Source organism: Neisseria sp. HMSC065C04, from assembly GCF_001815375.1.
Taxonomy (GTDB): Bacteria; Pseudomonadota; Gammaproteobacteria; order Burkholderiales; family Neisseriaceae; genus Neisseria; species Neisseria flavescens_D.
On the sequence record NZ_KV820408.1, the window covers coordinates 50,050 to 71,959 of the forward strand.

The following is a 21,910-nucleotide window of genomic DNA, read 5'->3' on the forward strand; positions in this document are numbered from 1 at the left end:
GTGAAAACCAATAAAGACAAATTTAGATGATGTCGGGGAAGATGCCCGACCGACAAGACTATGCAAAATATGAAAAACCAAGTACGCGGATCAGGCATGGATGCACGATCCAACCCAGCCAATGTTTCAGACGGCCTGCAAAACAGTTCGGGTCATATCGGTGCCAACACGCGCTACCGTCTGACCAAGCTCGGCGAACAAATGGCGCGCCTGCCCATCGACCCGAAAATCGCACGCATTTTGCTAGCGGCGAAGAAACACGACTGCATGGCAGAAATATTGGTGATTGCGTCCGCGCTGTCGATTCAAGACCCGCGCGAGCGGCCGCTGGAAGCACGCGATGCCGCCGCCAAGGCGCACGAACGCTTTACCGACAAGCAATCCGACTTTCTTGCCTATCTGAATATTTGGGACAGCTTCCAGCGCGAGCGCGACAAAGGTTTGTCCAACAAGCAGCAGGTGCAGTGGTGTCGACAATATTTCCTATCGCATCTGCGTATGCGCGAATGGCGCGAGCTACACCACCAGCTTGCCCAAACCGCGATTGAAATGGGTTTGACCACCAAAGAAGCCGCGTTTAGACAACCTCCTACCCAAGAACAATTAAGGCCGTCTGAAAGCCAAGGCGACCAAGATTTGGCGGCCAAACTCAAACAAAAACAACTGGACAAGAAACAACACCGCGCCCAAATCCGTGCCGCTAAAGAAGCGGGCTACGAACAAATCCACCGCGCCCTGCTGACCGGTCTCATCGCCAACGTCGGCATGAAATCGCCCGACGGCAACGACTATACCGGCGCGCGCGGCAGCCGCTTCCACCTTTTCCCTGCATCAGCCTTGTTTAAAGCCAAGCCCAAATGGGTGATGGCGGCAGAATTGGTTGAAACCACGCGCCTTTACGCGCGCGACGTCGCCGTTATCCAGCCCGAATGGATAGAGCAGGAAGCGCCGCATCTCGTCCGCTATCATTATTTCGAGCCGCACTGGGAACAAAAACGCGGCGAAGTTGTCGCCAGCGAACGCGTGACGCTTTACGGCCTGACCGTATTGCCGCGCCGCCCCGTTTCCTATGGCAAAGTTGCGCCTGAAGAAGCGCGCGAAATCTTTATCCGTGGCGCATTGGTGGCGCAAGAAAGCAATCTTCAGACGGCCTTTTTTGCCCACAATAAAAAGCTGATTAAAGAAATTACCGAACTCGAACACAAATCACGTAAGCAAGACGTATTGGTCGATGACGAAGCCCTGTTTGCGTTTTATAACGAACGCCTGCCCGAGCTGGTGTGGAAAGACGCGAAAGGTGGCGTTTGGGGAAGCGAAGAGGGCGGACAAATCCAGTCGGACAAGACAGCCGATCAAAACGGACAAGCAAACCAGCGCAACGCAGGGCGTGTGGCGCAAGCCACGCACGCGGATTCCAACGATGCGGACAACCGCGAGCGTGAACCGAGTTTACATACCCGACAAAATATTTCAGACGACCCTAAGCCCAAAAAGCAGCCAGCATCTCAAAAAGGCCGTCTGAAACCTTTGCCCCTTGCCGATATCCGCACCTTTGAAGCCTGGCTCAAAACCGCCGAGCGCGACAATCCGCGTCTGCTGTTCCTCAGTCGCGACGATCTGATGCAACACGCCGCCGCGCACATTACCGAAGAGCAGTTCCCCAAATTCTGGCAAACCGCAGACGGCAAGTTCAAACTTTCCTACCGCTTCGAGCCGCACCATCCGCTCGACGGCGTGACCATGACCGTGCCGCTTACCATCCTCAACCGCCTGCACGCGCCGTCGCTCGAATGGCTGGTGCCCGGTATGTTGCGCGAAAAAATCCAGCTGCTGATTAAAGCCCTGCCGAAGCAAATCCGCCGCATTTGCGTACCCGTGCCCGATTTCATCACCAAATTTCTCGAAAGCAATCCCGACCGTCAAGCGGCCATCATTCCCCAGTTGGCGCACTTTATTGCCAAAAGCGCCGGCGATATGCGGATTCTCGAGCAAATCGACCAAGATGCATGGGCGGCGCAAGAATTGCCCGAACACTGCTATCTGAATCTGCGCATTATCGACGACGGCGGACAAGAGCTTGCCGGCGGCCGCAAACTACACGAATTGCAACAACAACTCGGCCAAGCCGCCGCCGTTACCTTCCGCGACAATACCCAAGAATTTGAGCGCGACAACGTTACCACATGGGACATCGGCACCCTGCCCGAATCCATCAAATTCGCCCGCGGCAAACAGCAGCTCACCGGCTACCTCGGCCTGCAAAAAGAAAAAGACGGCCGCATCGCCCTGCGCCTGTTTGATACCACAGAAGCCGCCGAACAGGCACACCGTCAAGGCGTAATCGAATTGATGAAGCTGCAATTAAAAGAGCAGGTAAAAGATTTGAACAAAGGCATCCAAGGCTTCACCCAAGCCGCCATGCTGCTCAAACACATCAACGCCGACACCCTGCGCGACGACCTCACCCAAGCCGTCTGTGACCGCGCCTTTATCGGCGAAGACGAGCTGCCGCGCAACGAAAAAGCCTTTAAAGAGCAAATCAAACGCGCCCGCAGCCGCCTGCCCGCCGTCAAAGAAGCCCTCAGCCGCTACCTGCAGGAAACTGCCGCCGCCTACGCCGAACTTAACGGCAAACTTGGCAAACACCCATTGACCCACCTTCTAAGACTACGCCTGCAAACCCTGCTTGCCCCCGGATTCGCCAGCCATACCCCGTGGGCACAATGGCCGCGCCTCCCCATCTACCTCAAAGCCATGACCCTGCGCCTCGAAAAATACAGCGGCAATCCCGCTCGCGACGCAGCCCGTGAAGCCGATATTCAAGAGCTGGAACAAATGTGGCAGGAAAAAACCGACAGCTTGGTGAAACAAGGACAACCCGTTTCAGACGACCTCGCTGCGTTTAAATGGATGATTGAAGAATTGAGGGTGTCGCTGTTCGCACAGGAGTTGAAGACGCCGTATCCGGTGTCGGTGAAGCGGTTGGTGAAAGAGTGGGAGGGGTTGAAATAAATTTAAGGCTACCTGAAAATTTTCAGGTAGCCTTAAATTTATTTGGATGAATTTCTTCCAGTCTTTTCAATAAACTATTAGCTTGTTTTTTATGAAAACGTTTTAATTGATTAACTCTTCCTTTTGTGGATTCAAAAAGTTCTTTATATTGAATAAGTGAGCTATTGCCTATTCGAAAAATTTTCTCACATTCAAAAACAGCAGCACGAATTTTATTACGTTGCTCTTTAGGTAAAGTTGGATTTTCAGATGTAACGTTTAAATTATTTACCGTTTGTCTAGTTCCTTTGCGTTCAATCTTATGCTTGCGTCGGTTTGGTTTTGCACCAACAGTATAGAATAGAGCATAAATTTTTCTAATAATTTGTTGTTTTTCTTTATTACTTAAATATCTATCGCAAGAAACAGTTACATCATCTACGTATCTGGTATATGTTAGCCCTTGTCTTTTTAAATTCATAACTAATTTTGTCTCTCGATTCCATAAAATAAGATTGCATAATAGACCACTAACTTTACTACCTTGAACTAAGTAACCTTGAAAGGTTACTAACTTGGACAAGCAATCTGCCACCTCATGAGAAAAACAAAAAAATCCAACCCAAACTTGATAAATTATCTCTCTACTAATACTAGGATAAAAATTACTAATATCTTCCTCAATAAGATCAAAAGAACAAGTATGCTGGCTAGCATTAGAAATATAGTCCCTTTTCTTAATACCACCTTGTAAATATTCAGGATATTCTATTAATTTTAAAAATTTGATAGAAATTTTTTCGTGTATATCCTTTAGCCTTTTTTTAACATCATAACATTCCCGGAAGGAACCATCTTTCTTTTGTTCCCTAGTAGTTAAGAAATAAAAAGAATCAGCATTTTCTTGTAAATAATTTAGCTCTTCCAAAGTAATATTCAAACAAATAGCCAGTTTCTCTAAACTGGCTATAGGCTTATATGGATAGCGGAAAGAAGAATGTTCACTCATCATTATCTCCAATTAAGGATAATGCTAAAACTGACAATTTTTCAGCTAATTCGGAACTCATCCCTACTCTATCTTCAGCATCTGATGCTAAAAACATTAATACAGTAGAAGGAATTTGTAATGCTTGGCAGATTTTTTCAAGAGTTGATAGGTTTGGGTCTCTCTTTCCCTGTTCTAATAAAGTAAGATAAGAAGCTGATAATTCGGCTTTCTCAGCCAACTTGGTTTTGGTAAACCCTCTTTGATTTCGACATAATTTAATGGCTTTACCAATATTCATTATACAGCTCCTTACCATAGAATAATAAAAAGCAACCTGTTGTATCCATAGCTCATTGATTACTCCATAAAGAATTTTGCAAGTAGTTTACTTACTATAGGTAACCAATCTAGAACTTTACCTAAAATTTGAAGTAGCTCTAATTTTGTCAAATTATCATGCTGCTCTAAATCTTGAATAACCTGTTCCAATTTAGCTTGTGTACTGCTATCCATAACATTATGCATTTCCATCTTCAACTGTTTTAGAGTATCAATGGAATCTTTCAAAAGAATATTCATATAACATCCTTATATTTTAACGAGGCGGGATTGCCCCAGTCGTCAAAACAATACCGAACCGTTAAGAAATATTATGGATAGCACAGGTTGCTTTCGTATTGCAGCGTGAGCTGCCCAGTCGTCTGAGAGTTTATGGATGTAGCTGGTAGGCTGTCAGTCTCTTAGAGCGCGGAAGCGGCTTACTTCGTTAAAAAGTAAGCGACACGAAAGTGTCACAATCACATTCGGTACATCAGGCTTTTATCTTCTGAAATGCATCAAGATGGTTTCATCTTGTCTGATGTGCTGCATCATAACTGATTATTTTATAAATTGCAAATTTTTTGACTTACAGTAAATATTTAAAAATATATAACAAGCAAGTTGTAGCCCGCATCCAACCGCGTGCGTGCCTTCGGGCACGCACCCTACCTATGAATCATAAAGAATTTGAAATTTATGCGTAGGGTGTGTGCGGTACGCACGCACGCGGTCTTTTAAAAATGTTCTTTCCAACCAAACTAAAGGCCGTCTGAAAGTATTTTTCCACTTTCAGACGGCCTTTTTATATTCATATTTCTGTTTATTTTTCCAACCGTGCAATCAGTTCGTCGGCCAAGTCGAGATAAGCCTGTGTGCCTTTGGCGTGGGCGTCGTAGGCGAGGGCGGGGAGGCCGTGGCTGGGGGCTTCGGCGAGGCGGATGTTGCGGGGGATGACGGTATCGAAGAGTAGGTTGCCGAAGTGTTGTTTGAGCTGTTCGCTGACTTCGACGACGAGGCGGCTGCGGCTGTCGTACATGGTGCGGACGATGCCGGTTACATCGAGGTCGGGGTTGATGGCTTGGCGGATTTTGCGGACGGTGGCCACTAAGTCGGAAATGCCTTCGAGGGCGTAGTATTCGCAAAGCATGGGGACGATGACGCCGTTGGCGGCGACCAGGCCGTTGAGGGTGAGCAGGGTCAGGGATGGGGGGCAGTCGATGAGGACGTAGTCGTAGTTGTCGGCAACGAGCTGCAGGGCGTTTTTGAGGCGGATTTCGCGTGCGATTTCTTGGACGAGTTCGACTTCTGCGCCGGCAAGTGTGCGGTTGGCGCCCAATACGTCGTAGCCGCCTTCTTTGCTGCGGACGACGGCGTTGGGGATGTCGGTTTCGCCGAGGACAACTTGGTAAACGCCGTTTTCGATGGTGGCTTTGTTGATGCCGCTGCCTGTGGTGGCGTTGCCTTGGGGGTCGAGGTCGACGACGAGGACGCGGCGGCCTTTGGAGGCCAGGGAGGCGGCTAGGTTGACGGTGGTGGTGGTTTTGCCGACTCCGCCTTTTTGGTTGGCGACGGCGAGGATTTGTGCGCTCATGTGCTTTGCTGTCGTGTTAAGTGTGGATGGCTGGATTGTACCGTTATTCGGTATGCTTGGGTTGTTTTCAGACGGCCTTTTTGCGGATGATGACGATATGGCGTTCGGCATTGAGTTGGGGGACGTGCAATGCTTCGACTTTTTCGACGGAGACGCTTTCGGGCAGTTTGTCGATTTCTTCTTGCGGATATACGCCTTTCATGGCCGCCCAGTAGCCGCCGTCTTTGAGGAGGTGTTCGGTCCAGTTGACGAAGTCGGCGAGTTCGGCAAAGGCGCGGCTGGTGATGACGTCGGCGCGGCAGTCGGCGGCGGCTTCTACACGGCCGCTGATGACGCGGACGTTTTTTAGGCCGAGTTCGATGACGGCTTGTTGCAGAAAGGCGGTTTTTTTGGTGTTGGCATCGAGGAGGGTGATGTCAAGGTCGGGACGGCAGATGGCGGTGGGTATGCCGGGCTGTCCGCCGCCGGAGCCGACGTCGAGCATGGTTTGGGCGTGTTCGATATAGGGCAAGAGGGTCAGGCTGTCGAGCAGATGATGACTGACGGTTTGGGCGGGGTCGCGCAGGGCGGTCAGGTTGTAGGTTTTGTTCCACTTTTGCAGCAGGGCGGCATAGTCTAGCAGTTTGGCCTGTTTGGCGTCGTCGATGTCCAAACCCAGTGCCTGTATGCCGTCGCGGAGCTGTTGCGCCTGATTCATTTGTTATTCCTTATTGGTTAAAACGCGTTGGATGTAATGGTAACGGAAAGCATGCCGTCTGAAAATGTTTGCACTCGTTGAATCAACGTTTCATTTTGTGAAAGACGATGGGCTGTTCCGGCGCGCGCGTGAGCTGTTTGGGCAGGGTCAGCATGGCGATGATCCACACGGAGAGGGTGTAGTAGAACACGCCTTGCCCACGCAAGCCTGCCAATGCGGCATTGCCTAAGATGGCTTCAAAAATCAAACCTGCCGCCGCCGAGGCACATGCTGCGACACCGGCAAGGAAGATGGCATAACGCGAATGCCGGCGCATCATTTTTTTATACGCCAGCTTGGTCAGTCCGCCGGCAATCGGCAGGTTGAGGAAGGCAAACATGCCGCAGACAAACCATGCGACTGAATCCTGCCAACCGCTTTGCCATGCCCATGCGCCGTCTTTGACCGTTATCAGCAGCCCTTGGCCGTCTGAAAAGGCGATTTGCACGATATTGTGCAATATCATCGTCAGCGGCAGGGTGAGGAACATCAGTGCGACCAATAGGGGGCGGTAGGGCTTTTCTTGTGTCAGATACATGGCGGTTTGCCTTGTTGTGGGATAAGTCGAAATGATAGCAGATTGGCGGTTGATTCACGTTTGTTAGCGCTGAAATTGCTGACAAAAACGGTCAATTAAAAAAGAAATGAAAAATTCTTTTTTCTTGGCAAACGTTGGTAGATAAAGGGTAAGAAAACGTTTTTAGACGGCCTAATCTATTATTTTTATATGAACCGAACAGAAAATCTTTGCATTTCTCCGTAAAATCTACTAAATTCTTAATAACATATTATAAAGACCTGAAATCTGGAACCCAAACCGAAACTGCCTTCCGCCATTTACGCTCGGAAACTCAGCAGGCAACAAAAGTTTCATGCACAACAAAATACAAAATAATTCCTCTGAAATCAGTTGTTTATAATGATAGATAACCACAAGGCAAACCATGCCTGACTTTAGTAGGAGTAAAACCATGGCTGAAGCAACCGATGTCGTATTAGTAGGCGGCGGCATTATGAGCGCTACTTTGGGCGTATTGCTCAAAGAACTCGAACCATCTTGGGAAATCACCCTGATCGAACGCTTGGAAGATGTAGCGTTGGAATCATCAAATGCATGGAACAACGCCGGTACGGGACACTCTGCGCTGTGTGAATTAAACTATGCGCCCCTGACTGCCGATGGCACGATTGATCCGACCCGCGCCCTCAATATTGCCGAACAATTCCATATCAGCCGCCAATTTTGGGCGACTTTGGTCGAAGAAGGCAAACTGACCGACCGCACTTTCATCAATTCCGTCCCCCATATGTCGCTGGTGATGAACGCCGACCATTGCAGTTATCTGCAAAAACGTTTCGACGTGTTCAAAAACCAAAAACTCTTTGAAAAAATGGAGTTTTCTACCGACCGCGCCAAAATTGCCGAATGGGCGCCGCTGGTTGTCAACGGCCGTGATGAAAACCAATCCATCGCCGCCAACTACTCCGCCGAAGGCACAGACGTCGATTTCGGCAGCCTGACCCGCCAGATGGTCAAATACTTGAGCGACAAAGGCGTAAAAATCAAATTCAACCGTCATGTTGACGACCTCAACCGCGAATCGGACGGCGCGTGGGTGCTGAAAACCAGCAGCACCAAAGACGATGACGACCCGTTGACACTCCGCACCCGTTTCGTCTTCCTCGGCGCAGGCGGCGGCGCACTGACTCTGCTGCAAAAATCCGGTATCCCCGAAGGCAAAGGCTACGGCGGCTTTCCGGTTTCCGGCCTCTTCTTCCGCAACAGCAATCCCGAAACGGCCGCGCAACACAACGCCAAAGTGTACGGCCAAGCCTCCGTCGGCGCACCCCCAATGTCCGTTCCGCATTTGGATACCCGCAACGTGGACGGCCAACGCCATTTGATGTTCGGCCCGTATGCAGGCTTCCGTCCCAACTTCCTCAAACAAGGCTCGCTCATGGATTTGCCGATGTCCATCCACATGGACAACCTCTATCCTATGCTCCGCGCCGGTTGGGCTAATATGCCGCTGACCAAATACCTCTTGGGCGAATTGCGTAAAACCAAAGAAGAACGCTTCACTTCGCTCTTAGAGTATTATCCGGAAGCCAATCCTGACGATTGGGAACTGATTACCGCCGGTCAACGCGTACAAATCATCAAAAAAGACCCGAAAAAAGGCGGCGTACTCCAATTTGGTACCGAAATCGTCGCCCATGCCGACGGCTCGCTGGCCGCATTGCTGGGTGCGTCTCCCGGTGCATCGACAGCAGTTCCGCTGATGATCAAACTCGTCCACCAATGCTTCCCCGATCATGCCGAATCATGGTCAGGCCGTCTGAAAGAATTGGTGCCCGGCTACGGTATCAAGCTGAACGACAATCCGTCTTTGGCGGACGAAATCATCAGCCACAACGCGACCGTTTTGGGCATTCATCACTAAATTGAAGCAGACACAAAGGTGGGCATTCTTGCCCGCCTTTTTTCAAACCATTAAAATAGCGGCATTCAGGCCGTCTGAAATCTAATCTGCGGCAGCATGTTGCACGATTCAAACCCGAAAATCAGCCCTAATAGAAAAACGCCATGACCGATATTCTCAACAAAATCCTTGCCACCAAAGCAGAAGAAGTGGCCACCCAAAAAGCCGCCGTTTCCTTGGAAGACATCAAAGCCCAAGCGCAGGCAGCCGCGCCGGTTCGCAGCTTTATCGGCTCGATCCGTGAAAAACACGCGCAGAATCTACCTGCCATTATTGCCGAAGTCAAAAAAGCCAGCCCGAGCAAAGGCCTGATCCGTCCTGATTTTCATCCTGCCGAAATCGCCGTTGCCTATGAAAAAGCCGGCGCAGCCTGTTTGTCCGTGTTGACGGACGAACCTTATTTCCAAGGCTCGCCCGAGTATTTGAAACAGGCGCGTGCGGCCGTGGCGCTGCCGGTCTTGCGTAAAGATTTCATCATCGACGAATACCAAATCTATCAGGCGCGCGCGTGGGGGGCGGATGCGGTTCTTCTGATTGCCGCTGCCTTGGAAGCCGAGCAGCTTGAGCGTTTTGAAGCCGTTGCCCACGAATTGGGCATGACTGTATTGTTGGAATTACACGATGCGTCCGAGCTGGAAAAATGCCGCAACATAACCACGCCGCTGTGGGGCGTCAACAACCGCAACCTGCGTACGTTTGAAGTGACCCTGCAACAAACCCTCGACCTCTTGCCTGAATTGAACGGTAAAACCGTTGTAACCGAAAGCGGCATCCGCAACAAAGAAGACGTCGATTTCATGCGCGGCCACGGCGTGCATACTTTCCTGATCGGCGAAACCTTTATGCGTGCCGACGACATCGAAGCCGAAGTCAAAAAACTGTTCTAAACCCTAAAAAACATCAGGCCGTCTGAATTTTCAGACGGCCTGAATCCATTGGAGACGAGAAAAAATGTTTACCGTACAGCGCATTTATGCCTATCAACCCGATTCTAAACAAACCGCCGTCTTTATCGACCGCCTCTATCCGCGCGGCGTCCATAAAGAAGTTTTCGCTACGGCGCTCTGGCTGAAAGACATTACGCCCAGTGCAAACCTGCGCCGCTGGTATCACGAAAATCCGGCTGAGAATTTTGACGGTTTTGTCAGCCGTTATCACGAAGAGTTGTATGGCGATACCGAGCAGGCAGCCATCAAGCGGCTGCTGGATTTGGAAAAACAGCACGGCAATATTTTATTGCTGACCGCCGTCAAAGACCCTCGACATTCCCACGTCTCCGCACTGGCTCAATTTTTGGGCACAACGTTTGAATATCGCGATTAAAAAATCAGTGTTTGAACCGGATATAAAAAGGCCGTCTGAAATCAAGGTTTCAGACGGCCTGCTATTTTCAAATCAAGAAGGATAACGGTGTGCCACCAATTTTCCGTCTATGTATTCGCCGATATAGACTTGCGAGGCTTCAAGGTGGAGGCGGTTGAGTTCTTGTTGCAGCCATTCTTCATCACGCTTAATGATTTCGAGGATGTCGGGGTCGACTTGGCCGTCTGTAATCAGCGGATAGCGCAGGCTTTCGTCGCCGTACTTAATGACGGCGAGCTGGCCGTTTTGCTCCATGACGGCGCGTTTGACGGCAGAGATTTCGTAGATGCCGGCGGCGCGGAGTTTGAACATTAGGTCGTGTGCGCTGATACCGTTTTTCATGCATTCATCGGTTTGGATTTTGCCGTTGACGATAACCCAGACGGATTTGCCGTCAATGATGGATTTGACCCAGCGGTTGTGGTTTTTGATGAATTTCAGGCTCAAGACCAACAGCGTCCACAAAATCAGCACGAGGAAAAATTGCAACAGGCCGACGCTGTCGCTGTAAATCACGCCGCCGATGATGCCGCCGAGTACATAGTTTTGCACTTGGTCCATGGCGGAGGTCGGCGCGAGGTTGCCTTTACCTAAGAGGTTGATTTGCAAAATCAAACCTAAAATACCCATCAGCAGTTTGAGGGCGAGCAGGGAGTATGCTTCCATGTGTGTGTATCCTGTTATTCTTTATCGATGAGTTCGATATTGTTGTTGACCAAATTGATGGGCGTCAGCGTGTAGGCGGAGAAGTCTTGATTGAAATGGACTTCGTAGTATTGGTTTTTGATGCCGATAATCATGCCGTTGGACAGACGCGTGCTGTTGACGATGATGTCTTGTTTTTCGACTTTTTGGTTTTCAATCAAGGCATCGAGAAAGCCAACCATGCGCGAAGTATCGGCGGCAAAGTTTTGACGCTCGCTGTACGAAAGATATTGCGTGCCGCAGATGAGGATGAGCAGCAACAGCGCAATTATGCTCAGGTCGCGGTATTTGGTGTCCATGCGGTGGCGCAGGTATTGCGATACGGCGAGCAGGAGGATGACGAGGGCGGCGAAAATCAGGACGTATTTCAAGTAGTCGTTGAAATACATATGGTTTTCAAGATAAAAGTGGGAAAAGAATTTCATGATATTCGTTAGCTTTGAGGAGGGTAATCAGGCCGTCTGAAACTTACATTTCAGACGGCCTTGTCTATTAAACAAGGATGTTGCGTCAAGGTTTCGGATAAAGCACACATGGTGTTTCCCGAAGTAGTATCAGTTGATAAATCCGTCGTCCTTCATTTTCTTTTCGGCAAAATACTGGCTGATGACCAGTAAGCTGGCCAGAATGATAATGAAAAGACCTGCCATGGTCAGGGTGATTTTGAGAAACAAATCGGCATCGACGAAGGAAAACCAAAGTTGCAAAATCAAGAGCAACACCCAGCTGACGAACAATCCGAGACAGGCATAGACGCCGAGTTTAAACACGTTCTTTTTCCAAAATGACGACGTAGGCTTCACGCACGAAAAACAGCAGCATGCGGCGCTGGTCTTTTTCCATGGTAACGACCTTCCATCCTTGCGAAGCGTGGCTGTTGAGGAAATCGCTGAATTTGACCGGATTGATTTTGGCGCTGCCAAAAACCAAACTGGAAAGCAGGTTCTCTTGATAAATGACGGCTTTATATTCTTTCATTTTATTCCTTTAAAAATAAGGGGGCTTTAAAGCCCCCTCATTCTACTCCTTATTATTCAACTGCGGTAATACGGAGCCTTCGCCCAATGCCAACAAACCGCTTTGCGAGTAAATACCCAGTTTGGCGCGGGTGTCGGTGATGTCGAGGTTGCGCATGGTCAGTTGGCCGATGCGGTCGAGCGGTGTGAACGCTGCGTCTTCGACTTTTTCCATACTCAGGCGTTCCGGTTGGTAGGTCAGGTTAGGCGATTCGGTGTTCAGAATCGAGTAGTCGTTGCCGCGGCGCAGTTCGAGGGTGACTTCGCCGGTAATGGCTTTGGCGACCCAGCGTTGTGCGGTTTCGCGCAACATGAGGGCTTGGCTGTCAAACCAGCGGCCTTGGTAGAGCAGGCGGCCGAGGCGCAGGCCGTTGATGCGGTATTGTTCGATGGTGTCCTCGTTGTGGATGCCGGTCACCAAGCGTTCGTAGGCGATGTGGAATAATGCCATGCCCGGGGCTTCGTAGATGCCGCGCGATTTGGCTTCGATGATGCGGTTTTCGATTTGGTCGCTCATGCCCAAGCCGTGGCGGCCGCCGATGCGGTTGGCTTCGAGGAAGAGTTCGACAGGGTCGGCGTATTCTTTGCCGTTCAATGCAACCGGCACGCCTTCTTCAAAGCGCACGCTGACTTCTTCGGGTTTGACTTCGACGTTTTCGTCCCAGAAGGCAACGCCCATGATGGGCTTAACGATTTTGATGCCGCTGTTGAGGAATTCCAAGTCTTTGGCTTCGTGGGTGGCACCCAGCATGTTGGAGTCGGTAGAGTAGGCTTTTTCAACCGACATTTTGTAGTTGAAGCCGTTGGCAATCAGAAATTCGCTCATTTCGTGGCGGCCGCCGAGTTCGTCGATAAATTGTTGATCGAGCCAAGGTTTGTAGATTTTCAGCGCGGGATTGGTCAAGAGGCCGTAGCGGTAGAAACGCTCGATGTCGTTGCCTTTGTAGGTGCTGCCGTCGCCCCAGATATTCACATCGTCTTCTTTCATGGCGGAGACGAGCATGGTGCCGGTAACGGCGCGGCCCAAAGGTGTGGTGTTGAAATAGGCGATGCCGCCGGTGGAAACGTGGAACGCGCCGCATTGGATAGCGGCGATGCCTTCATGTGCCAGTTGTGCGCGGCAGTCGATCAGGCGGGCGTTTTCTGCGCCGTACTCCATCGCTTTTTTAGGAATGGCGTTGTAATCGTCTTCGTCAGGCTGGCCGAGGTTGGCAGTGTAGGCATAAGGCAGCGCGCCTTTGAGTTTCATCCACAACAGCGCAGCAGAGGTATCAAGACCGCCGGAGAAGGCGATGCCGACTTTTTGGCCGACGGGGAGATTTTGTAAAATGGTATGGTTTTGGCTCATGGGAATTTCTCCAGACTTGAAAAGTTGAAACCATTATCTTATAAATGGAATACATTGTCAGCAATAGGCCGTCTGAATGTTCGGAAGGCCGCATTAAAGAAACCTCATAATGAACGCTTTTAACCTCATTATCATCGGCGACGAAATCCTGCACGGCAGCCGCCAAGACAAGCATTTCGCCTTTTTCAAATCTTTATTGGAATCGCGCGGGCTGAAGCTCAATCAGGTGCAATATCTGCCTGACGAACCCGATTTGCTGGTCAAACAACTGCGCCGCAGTTTTTCAGACGGCCTGCCGACTTTCGTTACCGGCGGCATCGGCTCTACGCCTGACGACCACACCCGCCAAGCCGCAGCGGCTGCTTTGGATTTGCCCGTCGTCCGTCATCCTGAAGCCGCCAAGTTTATCGAAGGCGTAACCCTGAAACGCGGCGAGCCGCTTGATTCGCCGGAACACGCCCAACGCCTGAAAATGGCGGATTTTCCCGAAGGTGCGGAATTGGTGCCCAATCCGTTTAACAACATCGCCGGATTTTCCATCCGCGAACATTATTTCTTCCCCGGCTTCCCCGTGATGGCGCACCCGATGGCCGAATGGGTATTGGAAACTTATTACGCCGACCGCTTCAATCAAACCGAACGCGACAGCCGCAGCGTGTATGTGTTCGACCAACCCGAATCGCGCATTACGCCGATTATGGAACATCTTGAGCGTGCCTACGCCGGTATCCGTTCGTACAGCCTGCCCACCGTGGGCCGTACCGATTCAGACGGCCGTTATATTCCGCCGCATATCGAGTTCGGCATCAAAGCGGAAGGCGAGGCCTGCCGCTTGCTGGATGCGGCGTGGGCAGATGCGTTGCAGGGTTTGCAGGCGATTGGCGCGACTTTGAAAGAAACGGTGGAATAATGCACTTGTCTCCGGCCCAAGCCAAACGCGCACTGACTTTCGCTTCTTTGCTGTTTTTACCGCCGACCCTCGTTATCGGCATTTGGCTGGCGCAATATGGCGGCTTTGCTTTCGAGCCGCCGCTGATGCACGCCGTCCATGCCCACGCGGGTACATGGTTTGACCCGATTGCCACCGTGTTGCACTATCTGGGCAAAACCGCGATTGCCGTGCCGCTAATCGGCGCAGTCGCCGCCGCCCTGTATTTTGCCGATAAGAAGCGCGAGGCACTGTTTTGCGTGTTGGCGGCATTGGTGCCGACTGTGAACATGCTGATTGTGAAAGCATGGTTTGCCCGCGAACGCCCGCTGCTTTGGCCGCGCCTGATTGAAGAGAGCAATTTTTCCTTCCCCAGCGGCCACAGTACGTTTTCCGCCGCCATTGCCGTCATGCTGATATTGCTTTGCCGCCGCACGCGCTACCGCTGCGCCGCTTGGATAGGCGGTATTTCCTTTGCCCTGTTGACCGGGTTTTCACGCATTTATTTGGGCGTGCATTATCCCACCGACGTTTGGGCAGGCTGGACAAACGGCACGCTGACTGCCTTGCTGGTGTATATGCTCATCTTCAGGCCGTCTGAAAAATAGAAGAAACAAATTATGAATACACGTTCACCCAACACGCCTTATTGGCTCAGAAACGGCCATGCCGACACCCTGTTTGCCAAGCTGCTGCAAGGCAAGGCGCCCGACTACCGCCGCGAGCTTCTGCCCGACAGTACCGGCAAAACCCAAGTTGCCTACGATTTTGTCGACAGCGCCGACCCTGATGCGCCGTTGGTGGTTTTGTTCCACGGATTGGAAGGCAGCAGCGAGAGCCATTACGCGGTCGAATTGATGAAAGCCGTACAGCAGTGCGGTTGGAACGGCGTGGTTGCCCATTTCCGCAGTTGCGGCGGCATAGAAAACACCGCGCCCGTGTTTTACCACCTCGGCGATACGCCCGAAATTGCCTTTATGCTCAACACGCTGGCCCGACGCTATTCAACTATTTACGCCGTCGGCGTTTCTTTGGGGGGCAATGCCCTGGCCAAATATTTGGGCGAGCAGGGCAGCAATGCCGTTCCGCGCGCTTCTGCCGTCGTTTCCGCACCGGTTGATGCCGTGGCGGCCGGTACGCGTTTTGACCAAGGCATGACGCGACTGATTTACACGCGCTATTTTTTGAATTCGCTGCTGCCGAAAGCCCGAGCGATTCCCCGGTTTCAGACGGCCTTGGGCCGGCAAAACTGCAAAACGCTTGGCGATTTTGACGACCGCTTTACCGCGCCGTTACACGGTTTTGCCGACCGCCACGATTACTATCGCCGCAATTCCTGCAAACCGTTTTTGAAAGGCGTGGATACGCCGTTGCTGCTGCTTAATGCCGTCAACGACCCCTTCCTGCCGCCGGAAGCCCTGCCGACCTGGCGGGACGTGTCCTCGGCCGTTACGCTGCTGCAACCGGCATACGGCGGTCATGTCGGCTTTGTCAGCCGCGATCAAGGCCGTCTGAATCTGCAATGGCTGCCGCAAACGGTGTTGGACTATTTCAAACAGTATCAGCCGTAAATGAAAAAGGGCATGTATGCGACATGCCCTTAGTGTGTAGAAAGTAAAAAGGCCGTCTGAAAACGAATTTCAGACGGCCTTTTGAATGGCTTGATTATTTGCCTTTGTTGTCGGCTTTGGCTTCTTTTTTCAGAGAAGCGTACAACTCAGGGTCGCGGTTTTTCAGCAAGGACGCAACGGCTAAGTCGTCACGGTTTACTTTAGCCAAATCGACGCGCTCGATGTGTACCAAACGCAGCAATTCGCGTACAGGTTTAGGCATATTGCGGCCGGATTCGTAACGGGAACCACCGGATTGAGTCACACCGATGCGGCTCCAGAAGTCCATTTGGTTCAGGCCGAGTTTTTTACGGATATCGCGGATGTTTTCAATTTTTTCGAACGATTTCATGAATCTTCCTTATTGTGGTATTTGTTGCATGCCTCTAGGCATAAAAATGGGTCTGCAAGAATGCCGGCATCCCTTTTCCTGTAGGCTTTTGGGGTGATATGTGGGCGTATTGCAAATGACTGATCTAGATAATTAGACAGTATATTCGAAAGAAGTTTGCCGCTGTTTGCCATAATTTGTGTAAATATTTCTTAATTCATTATTTCGTATAATTTTTGGCATATAAATCATTAAATTATGCGATTATCTTAAATATGGCGTGGGCAAATTTTTACATAACTAAACAATTCATTATGGGTAAAAACTTAATTTCGAGCATTTATTCGGTTTGACGGGTCGGGAAAACGGATAAATTTCAGGCCGTCTGAATCTGTATTTTCAGACGGCCTGAAAATTTTTCAAGTTTAAGGCTTGCCGGTGGCAGGACTGATGGTGAGGATTTCGTAGCCGGTTTCGGTAACCAAAACTTCGTGTTCCCATTGGGCGGAGAGGGAACGGTCTTTGGTGACCACTGTCCAACCGTCGTTCAGGATGCGCAGATGGCGTTTGCCTTGGTTGATCATCGGCTCGATGGTGAAAATCATGCCTGGTTTGAGGACGAGGCCCTCGCCTTTGCGGCCGTAGTGGACTACTTGCGGCGCTTCGTGGAAGCCGCGGCCGATGCCGTGTCCGCAGAATTCCTGTACTACGGAGTAGCCGGCATTTTCGGCAACCTGTTGGCAGGCATAACCGACGTCGCCGAGAGTGGCGCCGGGTTTGACCGCTTCGATACCCGCCATCATGGAGGCGTGGGTCACGTCGATCAGGCGTTGGGCAATCGGGGAGACTTTGCCGACGGTAAACATACGGCTGGAATCGCCGTGGAAGCCGTCTTTTTTAATGGTCAGGTCGATGTTGACGATGTCGCCTTCTTTCAGCGGCTTGTCGTCGGGAATACCGTGGCAGATGACGTGGTTGACGGAGGTGCAGCAGGATTTCGGGTAGGGCGGGTTGCCGTAGTTGAGGGGAGCCGGATAACCGCCTTGAACGTTGACGTGGTAGTCGTAAACGAGTTTGTCGATTTCGTTGGTGGTTACGCCGGGTTTGACGAATTGGCCGATGTAATCGAGGGCTTCGGCGACCAAGCGGCCGAGTTCGCGCATTTTTTCGATTTCTTCGGGGGGTTTGATGATGACTTTGTCCATGAGGTTTCCTTCTTGTTTCAGACGGCATGGAGGCCGTCTGAACGGGACGGGTGTGCCGTCTGTTTAAAACAGGTTGTCGAGATTGTCTTTATTGCGCGGTTTGGCTTGTGGTTTGGCCTCAGGCTCGGCTTTCGGAGTCGGCTTGGACTCGGGGGCTTTGGCTTTTTCCGGTTTGTTTTCTACTGCTTGTGCGGCAGGTTTATTGCTTGCGGCTTTGTTTTCTACCGGCTGGCTGTCTGCTTGAGGTGTGTTTTGAGCGGCAGGGTTGCTGTTGTCGGATTGTGTTTTTTCTGATTTGTCGGCTTCAGCACGTTTGTTTTCTGTGCGTTTGCTGCGGTGTGTAGTGGGGCGGTCGTTTTTTGCACCTTCTTCTGCTTTTTCGCCTTTTTCGTCCTGTGGGACGACAGGATTGCCGGAGGCGGTTTTTGCGTCGCCGTCTTTGGCAGGCTGAACGGTTTCAGGTTCGACAGTGCCGTTGGGGCGCCAAACTTCAATGCGTGTGTCGGTTTGTTCGGCAGGACTTTTTTCGGGTACGTCGGTTTTGCCGGAGTTTAGGGTGCTGAATACGCCGGCGACGAGGGCGGCGACGGCGATAAAGCTGACAAGGAATAAAGCGCGGATTAAGTGTTTGGGCTTAAGTTGGAAAGGGGTTTTATTATTCTTGGACATGATGTGGCAGGTAATTGTTGGAGGAATGGCCGTCTGAATATTCAGACGGCCCCGGGTTGCCTGTGAATCAGTTGGCAACGTAGTTTTGATAGAGGGTCACGACTTTTTGTACGCCGACGGTCGTGCTGACTTTTTGGGTCACGCGGGCTTGCTCGTCAGGCGTGAGGATGCCCATCACATAGGTCACGTTGCCGTAAGTCACGATTTTGACGCGTGCTTGGGTGGCCGGGCTGAGACCCAACAGGGTGGCGCGGACTTTGGATGTGCCCCAAGTATCGTTGGTCACATCGCCGAGTGAACGCGCTTGTGAGGCAACGGTGATGTAGTTGTACACGCCTTCTGCGGCTTGTTCGGAACGGGCGATGCGTTCAACAAATTGTTTTTCGCCTTCGGTAGCCACTTGGCCGAGCAGGAGCAGGTGGCGGTTGTAGCCGACAACGTTCAGTTTGGGCTTGTAGCCTTCGACTTGGTTGTTCTGGCGCAGGTAGGAGCGTGCGGTAGTTTCGACGCGCAGGGCCATAACGTTGTCGTCGGTTTGCGCGCCTGTGGTGCGGCGGTCGACGGCGGATTTGGTGCCGACGGCAGCACCGCCGATCAGTGCGCCGACGCAGCCGCTCAGACTCAGGCTCAAGAGGGTCGCAGTCAGAACGGGGAGGGCGTAGCGTTTGATATTCTTCATATCCTTTTCCTTGGGTATGGACGGTTGGGTGTTCAGACGGCCTTTAAGGGAGGGCCGTCTGAAAAGAAAGGGTTACATGCCTTCAAGCAGGACGGAGTCGATGCAGTCGCACATGGCGTGAATCAGCAGGATATGGTTTTCCTGAATGCGGGCAGTACGCGGATAAGGGACGTTGAGCAAAACGTCGGTATCTTTGAGCATGGCGGCGATTTTGCCGCCGTCGCGGCCGGTCATGGCGATGACGTGCATATCGCGTTCGTGTGCCGCTTTGATGGCTTCGATAACGTTGGCGGAATTGCCGGAGGTGGAGATGCCGATCAATACGTCGCCGGCACGTCCGAGCGCGCGCACTTGTTTGCTGAATACGTGGTCGAAACCGTAGTCGTTGCCGATGGCAGTCAGGGCGGAAGTGTCCGTCGTCAGCGCGACAGCGGCCAATTCCATACGTTCTTTTTCAAAACGGCCGGTCATTTCGGCGGCGAAGTGTTGCGCGTCGGCAGCCGAACCGCCGTTGCCGCAGGCCAGGATTTTGCCGTCGTTCATCAGGCATTGCAGCATCAGCTCGGCGGCCTGTGCGGTCGGCTCGACCAGTACTTTTTCAGCTTCCTGCTTGGCGCGGATGCTCTCGGCAAAATGTGCGGAAACGCGTTCTTGTAATGTTGTCATGAGGTTAACCTGTAATATTTTGAATCCATTCGGGCGGGCCGTCGCCCTCGATCAGTACCGCGTCCAGGCGGCAGGGCGCATGGTTTAACCCGTGCTTTTGCAGATAATACTCTACACTTCGTTGCAATTTCAATAATTTGGACGGCGAGATGCTGTATGCGGCACCACCGAAACCTCGGTTTTTGCGGTATTTTACTTCAACAAACACAATCGTACCGCCGTTTTTGACGATTAAATCGATTTCGCCGTAGGCGCAATGCCAGTTCCGCGCCAGCAGCGAGCAGCCTTTGCCTAGCAGGAATGCCAGCGCCGCATCTTCGGCCGCCGCCCCCTGTTTGTGGTTTAAGCGCATGAAAAGTTTACCCGTTATATAATCATTGTTTTTAAAGAGACGCCGTTTCAGACGGCCTTGAATCTATGTACACAAAACACCTGCAAAAAGCCGTCGACAGCATCGAAAAACAGACATTATACGTTGTCGCCACACCCATCGGCAATTTAGCCGACATAACGCTGCGCGCGCTGGCCGTTCTGCAAAAGGCCGACATTATCTGCGCCGAGGACACCCGTGTTACCGCCCAACTTTTGAGTGCGTACGGCATTCAGGGCAAACTCGTGAGCGTGCGCGAACACAACGAGCAGCAAATGGCCGATAAAATTATCGCCCATCTTTCAGACGGCCTGAGCGTCGCCCAAGTTTCGGATGCGGGCACGCCTGCGGTTTGCGATCCCGGTGCGAAACTTGCCGCCCGCGTGCGCGAAGCCGGATTTAAAGTGGTGCCTGTGGTCGGCGCAAGCGCGGTCATGGGGGCGTTGAGCGTGGCCGGTGTGACGGAATCAGATTTTTACTTCAACGGTTTCCTGCCGCCTAAGGCCGGCGAACGCCAAAAGCTGCTGGCCAAATGGGCGGAAGCCGATTTTCCGATTGTGATGTTTGAAACGCCGCACCGCATCGAGGCAAGCCTTGCGGATATGGTCGCGCAGTTCCCCGAACGCCGTTTGACTTTGGCGCGCGAAATCACCAAAACATTTGAAACCTTCCTCAGCGGTACGGTTGCCGAAATCCAAGCCGCTCTTAAAAACGACAGCAACCAAACGCGTGGCGAGATGGTGCTGGTGTTGCACCCTGCCGTGAAAGAGAAACACAGCGATTTGCCTGAAGCGGCGCAAAATACCATGAAAATCCTTGCGGCCGAGTTGCCGACCAAACAAGCCGCCGAGCTTGCCGCTAAGATTACCGGCGAGAATAAAAAGGCGCTGTATGATTTGGCTTTGGAATGGAAAAAGCAGGGATAATGGCTGATTGGCAAACCGTATATCAAAGGCCGTCTGAACAATAGATTTCAGACGGCCTTTTTTGATTGGATTTTAGAGGGTTTTAAATTGACCCAATAGGTTCAAGACGCTTTGGTGTTTGCGTTTCAGACGGCCTCAATGTTTGGCAAACCTGCTTCAACGCTGCCATGCGCTGCGCAAATATTCGATGCTGTCGGTCAGGGCGTAAAACGGGGCGTTGCCGTGATTGGCGTTGGGGTAGAGGGTGAAGCGGACATCTGCGCCGAGGTGGTGCAAAGTGCCGGCAAGAATTTTGGCTTGTGCAACCATGCCGCTGCTGGTTTGGTCGGGGCGGTTGTTTCTGCCTTCATGTTCGCCTGCGCCAAGGCGGATGCCGATTCCTTGTGGCAAAGTGTCGGGCAGCCAATCGAGTACGCGGCGGTCTTGCCACCAGATAGACGGTGACACCAGCAAATAATGGCGGAAGCGTTCGGGGCGGGTGAACAGGGAATAGAGGCCGTACAAGGCGCCGAACGAATGGCCGAAGACAGCTTGGTTTTGGGTATCGATGCGGTATTTACCGTCGAGCAGGGAGGAGAGTTCGTCATCGATAAAGCGGCTGAAGCGGTCGGCTTGGCCGTATTGTTTACGTTCGGATTCGGGCGCGTTGTCGGGCAGCGGCGGCGTGTAGTCGAGTGCGCGTTGGCTTAAGTCGCGGATGGTGCCGCCGGTGTAACCGATGCCGACAATCAGACAGGCGGCATGGCTTTTGGTGATGGGGTTGATGAGCAGGGATTGCGCCATATTGAGGATGGCGGGGAAAAAGGCATCACCGTCAAGGATATACAGCACGGGATAGCCGCCTGTCGGACGCTCGCCGAGTGCCGCGGCTTGAATGCGGTAGGTGCGGCCGGTGTGGGCGGAAGTAAGGGCGGTTTCTTCGGCTTGCAGCAGAGTGGCGGCTTGCCAGTTGGGGCGGATGGGCATGATGGGGTGCTTTAAT

General features: G+C 51.8%; 26 protein-coding genes. 8 read left to right on the forward strand and 18 right to left on the reverse strand.

Annotated elements, in window-relative coordinates:
- Positions 1–60: 60 nt before the first annotated feature.
- Positions 61–3,012, forward strand: coding sequence for a DUF3418 domain-containing protein (locus tag HMPREF3022_RS04855; RefSeq protein ID WP_070765196.1), 2,952 nt, complete (start codon positions 61–63; stop codon positions 3,010–3,012).
- Positions 3,013–3,034: 22 nt separating this feature from the next.
- Here HMPREF3022_RS04855 and HMPREF3022_RS04860 read toward each other — a convergent pair whose 3' ends face one another.
- The 6 genes from HMPREF3022_RS04860 to HMPREF3022_RS04885 all read right to left on the reverse strand — a co-directional run bounded on the left by HMPREF3022_RS04860 (position 3,035) and on the right by HMPREF3022_RS04885 (position 7,168).
- Positions 3,035–4,000, reverse strand: coding sequence for a reverse transcriptase family protein (locus HMPREF3022_RS04860; protein WP_049330876.1), 966 nt, complete (start codon positions 3,998–4,000; stop codon positions 3,035–3,037).
- A complete protein-coding gene (locus tag HMPREF3022_RS04865; RefSeq protein ID WP_049330875.1) occupies positions 3,993–4,280 on the reverse strand; it encodes a helix-turn-helix domain-containing protein in 288 nt (95 codons plus the stop codon). Before HMPREF3022_RS04865 ends, HMPREF3022_RS04860 begins: the two co-directional genes overlap by 8 nt.
- Positions 4,281–4,339: 59 nt before the next feature.
- On the reverse strand, positions 4,340–4,561 hold the full coding sequence (locus tag HMPREF3022_RS04870) for a hypothetical protein (RefSeq protein WP_049330874.1): 222 nt from the start codon (positions 4,559–4,561) through the stop codon (positions 4,340–4,342).
- Between the two features lie 562 nt (positions 4,562–5,123).
- The gene (locus HMPREF3022_RS04875; protein WP_003681348.1) at positions 5,124–5,894 is read right to left on the reverse strand and encodes a ParA family protein; all 771 of its coding nucleotides are present in this window, start codon (positions 5,892–5,894) and stop codon (positions 5,124–5,126) included.
- 67 nt (positions 5,895–5,961) lie between these two features.
- Complete coding sequence (rsmG, locus tag HMPREF3022_RS04880) at positions 5,962–6,591, reverse strand: 16S rRNA (guanine(527)-N(7))-methyltransferase RsmG (RefSeq protein ID WP_070765197.1); 630 nt, start codon at positions 6,589–6,591, stop codon at positions 5,962–5,964.
- Between the two features lie 82 nt (positions 6,592–6,673).
- Entirely contained in the window at positions 6,674–7,168 is a 495-nt protein-coding gene (locus HMPREF3022_RS04885; RefSeq protein ID WP_070765198.1) for a hypothetical protein, read from the reverse strand.
- 433 nt (positions 7,169–7,601) lie between these two features.
- On the opposite strand from HMPREF3022_RS04885, the gene HMPREF3022_RS04890 reads away from it, so the two are divergent.
- The 3 genes from HMPREF3022_RS04890 to HMPREF3022_RS04900 all read left to right on the forward strand — a co-directional run bounded on the left by HMPREF3022_RS04890 (position 7,602) and on the right by HMPREF3022_RS04900 (position 10,436).
- Positions 7,602–9,074 (forward strand): malate:quinone oxidoreductase, encoded by a 1,473-nt coding sequence (locus HMPREF3022_RS04890; RefSeq protein ID WP_070765199.1) that lies wholly within the window; start codon positions 7,602–7,604, stop codon positions 9,072–9,074.
- 143 nt (positions 9,075–9,217) lie between these two features.
- Entirely contained in the window at positions 9,218–10,000 is a 783-nt protein-coding gene (trpC, locus tag HMPREF3022_RS04895) for an indole-3-glycerol phosphate synthase TrpC (protein WP_070765200.1), read from the forward strand.
- A 64-nt stretch (positions 10,001–10,064) separates the two neighbouring features.
- Positions 10,065–10,436, forward strand: a complete 372-nt coding sequence (locus HMPREF3022_RS04900; RefSeq protein WP_070735016.1) for a DUF488 domain-containing protein — start codon at positions 10,065–10,067, stop codon at positions 10,434–10,436.
- A gap of 72 nt (positions 10,437–10,508) precedes the next feature.
- Here the strand turns inward: HMPREF3022_RS04900 and HMPREF3022_RS04905 are convergent, their stop codons facing one another.
- The 5 genes from HMPREF3022_RS04905 to argG all read right to left on the reverse strand — a co-directional run bounded on the left by HMPREF3022_RS04905 (position 10,509) and on the right by argG (position 13,544).
- Complete coding sequence (locus HMPREF3022_RS04905; protein ID WP_049330868.1) at positions 10,509–11,141, reverse strand: DUF421 domain-containing protein; 633 nt, start codon at positions 11,139–11,141, stop codon at positions 10,509–10,511.
- A 14-nt stretch (positions 11,142–11,155) separates the two neighbouring features.
- Positions 11,156–11,605 carry a DUF3290 domain-containing protein gene (locus tag HMPREF3022_RS04910; protein ID WP_070765201.1) on the reverse strand — a complete coding sequence of 150 codons (450 nt, stop codon included), beginning with the start codon at positions 11,603–11,605 and terminating at the stop codon, positions 11,156–11,158.
- Positions 11,606–11,734: 129 nt separating this feature from the next.
- Positions 11,735–11,950, reverse strand: a complete 216-nt coding sequence (locus HMPREF3022_RS04915; protein WP_049329287.1) for a hypothetical protein — start codon at positions 11,948–11,950, stop codon at positions 11,735–11,737.
- The gene (locus HMPREF3022_RS04920) at positions 11,943–12,158 is read right to left on the reverse strand and encodes a DUF4177 domain-containing protein (RefSeq protein ID WP_003749376.1); all 216 of its coding nucleotides are present in this window, start codon (positions 12,156–12,158) and stop codon (positions 11,943–11,945) included. The genes HMPREF3022_RS04915 and HMPREF3022_RS04920 overlap by 8 nt, the downstream gene beginning before the upstream one ends.
- Before the next feature lie 42 nt (positions 12,159–12,200).
- Positions 12,201–13,544 carry an argininosuccinate synthase gene (gene argG, locus HMPREF3022_RS04925; RefSeq protein WP_004520241.1) on the reverse strand — a complete coding sequence of 448 codons (1,344 nt, stop codon included), beginning with the start codon at positions 13,542–13,544 and terminating at the stop codon, positions 12,201–12,203.
- Positions 13,545–13,653: 109 nt separating this feature from the next.
- On the opposite strand from argG, the gene HMPREF3022_RS04930 reads away from it, so the two are divergent.
- The 3 genes from HMPREF3022_RS04930 to HMPREF3022_RS04940 are packed head-to-tail and all read left to right on the forward strand — an operon-like array spanning position 13,654 to position 16,043.
- The gene (locus HMPREF3022_RS04930; protein ID WP_070765202.1) at positions 13,654–14,454 is read left to right on the forward strand and encodes a competence/damage-inducible protein A; all 801 of its coding nucleotides are present in this window, start codon (positions 13,654–13,656) and stop codon (positions 14,452–14,454) included.
- Positions 14,454–15,080: a phosphatase PAP2 family protein gene (locus HMPREF3022_RS04935; RefSeq protein ID WP_070765203.1), complete on the forward strand. Its 627-nt coding sequence runs from the start codon at positions 14,454–14,456 to the stop codon at positions 15,078–15,080. The genes HMPREF3022_RS04930 and HMPREF3022_RS04935 overlap by 1 nt, the downstream gene beginning before the upstream one ends.
- Positions 15,081–15,092: 12 nt before the next feature.
- Complete coding sequence (locus HMPREF3022_RS04940; protein WP_070765204.1) at positions 15,093–16,043, forward strand: YheT family hydrolase; 951 nt, start codon at positions 15,093–15,095, stop codon at positions 16,041–16,043.
- Positions 16,044–16,137: 94 nt separating this feature from the next.
- Here the strand turns inward: HMPREF3022_RS04940 and HMPREF3022_RS04945 are convergent, their stop codons facing one another.
- The 6 genes from HMPREF3022_RS04945 to HMPREF3022_RS04970 all read right to left on the reverse strand — a co-directional run bounded on the left by HMPREF3022_RS04945 (position 16,138) and on the right by HMPREF3022_RS04970 (position 19,984).
- Positions 16,138–16,434, reverse strand: a complete 297-nt coding sequence (locus HMPREF3022_RS04945) for a helix-turn-helix domain-containing protein (protein WP_003680641.1) — start codon at positions 16,432–16,434, stop codon at positions 16,138–16,140.
- A gap of 404 nt (positions 16,435–16,838) precedes the next feature.
- Positions 16,839–17,618, reverse strand: coding sequence for a type I methionyl aminopeptidase (gene map, locus HMPREF3022_RS04950; protein WP_070765205.1), 780 nt, complete (start codon positions 17,616–17,618; stop codon positions 16,839–16,841).
- Between the two features lie 63 nt (positions 17,619–17,681).
- Positions 17,682–18,287 carry a hypothetical protein gene (locus HMPREF3022_RS04955; RefSeq protein WP_070765206.1) on the reverse strand — a complete coding sequence of 202 codons (606 nt, stop codon included), beginning with the start codon at positions 18,285–18,287 and terminating at the stop codon, positions 17,682–17,684.
- Positions 18,288–18,354: 67 nt separating this feature from the next.
- On the reverse strand, positions 18,355–18,966 hold the full coding sequence (locus HMPREF3022_RS04960; protein WP_049330858.1) for a BON domain-containing protein: 612 nt from the start codon (positions 18,964–18,966) through the stop codon (positions 18,355–18,357).
- A gap of 72 nt (positions 18,967–19,038) precedes the next feature.
- On the reverse strand, positions 19,039–19,632 hold the full coding sequence (locus HMPREF3022_RS04965) for a phosphoheptose isomerase (protein WP_070765207.1): 594 nt from the start codon (positions 19,630–19,632) through the stop codon (positions 19,039–19,041).
- A gap of 4 nt (positions 19,633–19,636) precedes the next feature.
- Complete coding sequence (locus HMPREF3022_RS04970) at positions 19,637–19,984, reverse strand: YraN family protein (protein ID WP_049322470.1); 348 nt, start codon at positions 19,982–19,984, stop codon at positions 19,637–19,639.
- Between the two features lie 65 nt (positions 19,985–20,049).
- Between HMPREF3022_RS04970 and rsmI the strand changes: the two genes are divergently transcribed.
- On the forward strand, positions 20,050–20,928 hold the full coding sequence (rsmI, locus tag HMPREF3022_RS04975) for a 16S rRNA (cytidine(1402)-2'-O)-methyltransferase (RefSeq protein WP_003680648.1): 879 nt from the start codon (positions 20,050–20,052) through the stop codon (positions 20,926–20,928).
- 156 nt (positions 20,929–21,084) lie between these two features.
- Here the strand turns inward: rsmI and HMPREF3022_RS04980 are convergent, their stop codons facing one another.
- Complete coding sequence (locus tag HMPREF3022_RS04980; RefSeq protein WP_049330856.1) at positions 21,085–21,894, reverse strand: alpha/beta hydrolase; 810 nt, start codon at positions 21,892–21,894, stop codon at positions 21,085–21,087.
- Positions 21,895–21,910 lie beyond the last annotated feature (16 nt).

Coding starts and splice junctions, on each gene's coding strand:
- HMPREF3022_RS04855 (WP_070765196.1), top strand. CDS start 61: ATGCAAAATATGAAAAACCAAGTACGCGGATCAGGCATGGATGCACGA.
- HMPREF3022_RS04860 (WP_049330876.1), bottom strand. CDS start 4,000: ATGAGTGAACATTCTTCTTTCCGCTATCCATATAAGCCTATAGCCAGT.
- HMPREF3022_RS04865 (WP_049330875.1), bottom strand. CDS start 4,280: ATGAATATTGGTAAAGCCATTAAATTATGTCGAAATCAAAGAGGGTTT.
- HMPREF3022_RS04870 (WP_049330874.1), bottom strand. CDS start 4,561: ATGAATATTCTTTTGAAAGATTCCATTGATACTCTAAAACAGTTGAAG.
- HMPREF3022_RS04875 (WP_003681348.1), bottom strand. CDS start 5,894: ATGAGCGCACAAATCCTCGCCGTCGCCAACCAAAAAGGCGGAGTCGGC.
- rsmG (WP_070765197.1), bottom strand. CDS start 6,591: ATGAATCAGGCGCAACAGCTCCGCGACGGCATACAGGCACTGGGTTTG.
- HMPREF3022_RS04885 (WP_070765198.1), bottom strand. CDS start 7,168: ATGTATCTGACACAAGAAAAGCCCTACCGCCCCCTATTGGTCGCACTG.
- HMPREF3022_RS04890 (WP_070765199.1), top strand. CDS start 7,602: ATGGCTGAAGCAACCGATGTCGTATTAGTAGGCGGCGGCATTATGAGC.
- trpC (WP_070765200.1), top strand. CDS start 9,218: ATGACCGATATTCTCAACAAAATCCTTGCCACCAAAGCAGAAGAAGTG.
- HMPREF3022_RS04900 (WP_070735016.1), top strand. CDS start 10,065: ATGTTTACCGTACAGCGCATTTATGCCTATCAACCCGATTCTAAACAA.
- HMPREF3022_RS04905 (WP_049330868.1), bottom strand. CDS start 11,141: ATGGAAGCATACTCCCTGCTCGCCCTCAAACTGCTGATGGGTATTTTA.
- HMPREF3022_RS04910 (WP_070765201.1), bottom strand. CDS start 11,605: ATGAAATTCTTTTCCCACTTTTATCTTGAAAACCATATGTATTTCAAC.
- HMPREF3022_RS04920 (WP_003749376.1), bottom strand. CDS start 12,158: ATGAAAGAATATAAAGCCGTCATTTATCAAGAGAACCTGCTTTCCAGT.
- argG (WP_004520241.1), bottom strand. CDS start 13,544: ATGAGCCAAAACCATACCATTTTACAAAATCTCCCCGTCGGCCAAAAA.
- HMPREF3022_RS04930 (WP_070765202.1), top strand. CDS start 13,654: ATGAACGCTTTTAACCTCATTATCATCGGCGACGAAATCCTGCACGGC.
- HMPREF3022_RS04935 (WP_070765203.1), top strand. CDS start 14,454: ATGCACTTGTCTCCGGCCCAAGCCAAACGCGCACTGACTTTCGCTTCT.
- HMPREF3022_RS04940 (WP_070765204.1), top strand. CDS start 15,093: ATGAATACACGTTCACCCAACACGCCTTATTGGCTCAGAAACGGCCAT.
- HMPREF3022_RS04945 (WP_003680641.1), bottom strand. CDS start 16,434: ATGAAATCGTTCGAAAAAATTGAAAACATCCGCGATATCCGTAAAAAA.
- map (WP_070765205.1), bottom strand. CDS start 17,618: ATGGACAAAGTCATCATCAAACCCCCCGAAGAAATCGAAAAAATGCGC.
- HMPREF3022_RS04955 (WP_070765206.1), bottom strand. CDS start 18,287: ATGTCCAAGAATAATAAAACCCCTTTCCAACTTAAGCCCAAACACTTA.
- HMPREF3022_RS04960 (WP_049330858.1), bottom strand. CDS start 18,966: ATGAAGAATATCAAACGCTACGCCCTCCCCGTTCTGACTGCGACCCTC.
- HMPREF3022_RS04965 (WP_070765207.1), bottom strand. CDS start 19,632: ATGACAACATTACAAGAACGCGTTTCCGCACATTTTGCCGAGAGCATC.
- HMPREF3022_RS04970 (WP_049322470.1), bottom strand. CDS start 19,984: ATGCGCTTAAACCACAAACAGGGGGCGGCGGCCGAAGATGCGGCGCTG.
- rsmI (WP_003680648.1), top strand. CDS start 20,050: ATGTACACAAAACACCTGCAAAAAGCCGTCGACAGCATCGAAAAACAG.
- HMPREF3022_RS04980 (WP_049330856.1), bottom strand. CDS start 21,894: ATGCCCATCCGCCCCAACTGGCAAGCCGCCACTCTGCTGCAAGCCGAA.